Origin of the sequence: Sinomonas sp. G460-2 (assembly GCF_047759905.1) — a bacterium.
In the GTDB taxonomy this organism is placed as follows: domain Bacteria; phylum Actinomycetota; class Actinomycetes; order Actinomycetales; family Micrococcaceae; genus Sinomonas.
In genome coordinates this window covers 1-2,565 of sequence record NZ_JBKZWT010000423.1, presented here as the reverse complement: position 1 = coordinate 2,565, position 2,565 = coordinate 1, and the positions used below count along the sequence as shown (strand labels likewise).

The following is a 2,565-nucleotide window of genomic DNA, read 5'->3' as shown; positions in this document are numbered from 1 at the left end:
CGGCGGCAGAGGCCGAGTACAGCGATCCGCCCGTGTGGACCGGGGAGATGTACCTCGAGAAGCACCGCGGCACGTACACGTCCCAGGCCCGCACCAAGCGTGGCAACCGGCGCTGCGAGCACCTGCTCCGCGAGGCCGAGCTGTGGTGCGCCACGGCTTCGGTCCGCGCCGGCGTGGCCTATCCGGCCGACGAGCTGCGGCGCCTGTGGCGCATCGTCCTGCTCCAGCAGTTCCACGACATCCTGCCCGGGAGCTCGATCGCGTGGGTCTATCGCGACGCTGAGCGGAACTACGAGACGGTCGCGGCCGAGCTCGAGGGCCTCATTGCGGGCGCCGTGGGCGCGCTCGTCGGCGAGGGGGGTACCGAGCTCCTGCTCAATTCGGCGCCCCACACCAGGGGTGGGGTGCGCGCTCTGGGCGCGGCCGCCGTCGTGCGTTCCTCGGGCGACGCGAGACTCGGCGAGTGGACAGCGGACGACGGCGGGCGGCGCTGGGTCCTCGACAACGGCCTGGTTCGCGCGGCGGTCGACGAGCGCGGCCTGCTCGTCTCGCTGCAGGACCTCGCGACGCGACGCGAGGCCATCGCGCCCGGCGCCGCGGGCAATCTGCTCGAGCTTCACCGTGACACGCCCAACGAGTGGGACGCGTGGGACATCGACCCGTTCTACCGGCGCACGGTCACGGAGCTCAGCGACGCGACGTCCGTCGAGGCGTCGATGGGGGGCGCGGGGGAGGCGATCGTCGAGGTGCGGCGCGAGTTCCGCTCGTCGGCGATCGTGCAGCGGATCGTGCTCGCGCCGGGCACAGCGTCGATCCGGATCGAAACCGCGGTCGATTGGCACGAGCACGAAAAGCTCCTCAAGCTCGGCTTCCCGCTCGATCTCCGGGCGGAGCGCTCGGCGTCGGAGATCCAGTTCGGCCACGTGTTCCGTGACATCCCGACGAACACCTCGTGGGACTGGGCCCGCTTCGAGACGTGCGCCCACCGCTGGACGCATGTGGGCGAGGGCTCCTACGGCGTCGCGGTGACGAATTCGTCCACGTACGGGCACGACGTGACGAGGGCCGTTCGGGCAGACGGCGGAACGACGACGACTCTGCGGCTCTCGCTGCTCAAGGCGCCCACGTACCCGGACCCGCAGGCCGATCAGGGGCGCCACGAGTTCACGGTGACGGTGCGCCCGGGGGCCTCGATCGCGGACGCGGTCGAGGAGGGCTACCGTACCAACCTCGAGCCACGGATCGTCCGCGGGGGCCGTGAGGTCGAGCCGCTCGTCGTCGTCGACAACCCGGGCGTGGTGGTCGAAGCGGTCAAGCTCGCCGAGGACGGCTCGGGCGACGTGGTGGTGCGCCTGTACGAGGCGCTGGGGGAGCGGGCCGTCGTGACGGTGGCGCCGGGATTCGCGGCCGCGTGCGCCGAATCGGTGGACCTGCTCGAACGCCCGTTCTCGCCTTCAGATGCTTCGGTGGGCGCCCTGATCGAGCCGCTCGAGGGTGGCTCCGTGGCGATGAGCCTGCGCCCGTTCCAGCTGGTGACCCTGCGATTCCGCCGCGAGTCTTAGGCGGACTCGGGGCCAGTCTTAGGCAACCCTAGGCCGGTCATAGGCAACCGAAGGCCAGTCTTAGGCGCCCAAAGTGTGGGAAAACGGCTGAGGGGTGGCGGCCCGTAGGCCGCCGCCCCTCATCCCCCCAATGCAGAACCGCCCATCCCCCTGACAGGTCGTGTTCACACATTCATGATTCTGGCACATGGTAATGATTTTGTGAACCTGTTACTCAAGAGTGTGGATTTTTTACGCGGTTACGGTCCACCGAAACCTTTCCTCGGCGCCGCGCGGCGAGCGAGGAAAGCCACACGAGGGCGAGCCCCGCACACACGAACAGGATGGTCCCGTAGTTGATTGCCTGGGCCAGTGCCAGCGCTTCGGCGGGAATGACGGTGATGATGTTGGAGATCGCCAGGAGGACGTAGCCCGCCCAGAGCAGCGCCGCCGCGACTCTGAGGGACGCGCGGCCCGGACGGCCGGCGGCGCCCCACAGCGCGGGGAGCACCGCGATTCCCGTGAAGGAGGGGTAGACGCGGCCGAGCGTCCCGTACAGGGGCGTCCACGGCCAGACGTCGTGGCCCATGAAGCCTGCGGCGGAGGCCGCGGGCCCCGAGAGGACGAAGCTCACCACGAGGAGGGCCGAGCACGCGGCGAGGAAGCCGAGCCCCCACGGCCCCGTGAGCAGCCGTGCCGCGCGCCGGGCCGCGAAGGCCGCGGCGACGCGGAGCGCGAGCAGGAGGGCTACGCCATAGATGATGAAGCGCAGCAGCAGATTCGCGAAGTTCTGCCCGCCGAGCAACGCATCGATGGCCAGGTACGGCCCGGGGAGGCTCAGGAGGATCGCGAAGGCGAGGAGCGCGAAGAAGGCGCACAGCGAGCGGTTCCGCCCGCGGACGGCGTCCGGGACCCGCACGAGCGCGAGGACGGCGGTGACGGCGAAGGTCGCCCAGGCAAGCCACGTCATCCGAGGTGCTCCCAAGCTCGGCGGTCCGCGCGGTCGTCGTGCTCCTGGCGCTTG

Annotated in this window: 2 protein-coding genes; one reads left to right on the top strand and one right to left on the bottom strand. The window is 70.4% G+C overall.

Annotated features, from left to right (window positions below; genetic code table 11):
* The coding region (locus ACLN58_RS20835; protein WP_415857138.1) for an alpha-mannosidase at window positions 1–1,562 on the top strand (1,562 nt) is incomplete at its 5' end.
* A gap of 214 nt (window positions 1,563–1,776) precedes the next feature.
* On the opposite strand, the gene ACLN58_RS20830 is transcribed toward ACLN58_RS20835, so the two are convergent.
* Window positions 1,777–2,511: a hypothetical protein gene (locus tag ACLN58_RS20830; protein WP_415857137.1), complete on the bottom strand. Its 735-nt coding sequence runs from the start codon at window positions 2,509–2,511 to the stop codon at window positions 1,777–1,779.
* Window positions 2,512–2,565: the final 54 nt, after the last annotated feature.